At 74.6% G+C, this 590-nt stretch carries 1 pseudogene; it reads left to right on the forward strand.

The annotated features are described in order from the left end of the window. Positions 1-419 (forward strand): annotated as a pseudogene (locus tag MXD58_RS24585) (hypothetical protein); the annotation flags it as partial. Between the last annotated feature and the right edge of the window lie 171 nt (positions 420-590).

Raw genomic sequence — 590 nt, forward strand, 5'->3', positions numbered from 1 at the left:
CCGCAGGCCCGAACCACCCCGCAGGCCCCACCCCCCCCCCCGGCCCCACCCACCCCGCCGACACCGTCTACCTCGCCGACACCGACAACCACCTGATCCGCGCGATTGACGCCGACGGCGTCATCACGACGATCTCCGGCCGGCTCTACGGCGCCTCACCCGACGAGGACGCCCCCGCCGAACTCGCCGACGTCGGCCGCCCCCACGCCCTGGCCGCGCTCCCCACCGGCGACCTGCTCCTCGCCGACCCCGACACCGCCCGCGTCCGCGTCCTCACCACCGACCGTCGCGTCCGCACCCTGCCCGGAACCCAGGCCACCCCGCAACGCCCTCTCGGCCTCGCCGTCCATCCCGACGGCACCGTCCTCGTCGTCGACACCGCCCGCCACCTCGTCCTGCGACTCCCGCCCGGCCTCTGATCAGGACGGTCGCCGCGGCGCCACGTACTGATCATTGTCGCGACGGCCTGATCCAATGCCATCCAGCCGACGGGAGCACCGGCCGGGGCCCTGGCCCGGCCAGGTGCGCCGCGGAACACTCGGATCTTGGTGCGCCGCGGAACACTCGGATCTTGGTGCGCCGCGGAACAC

Origin of the sequence: Frankia sp. AgKG'84/4, assembly GCF_023242965.2 — a bacterium.
Classification (GTDB): Bacteria; Actinomycetota; Actinomycetes; order Frankiales; family Frankiaceae; genus Frankia.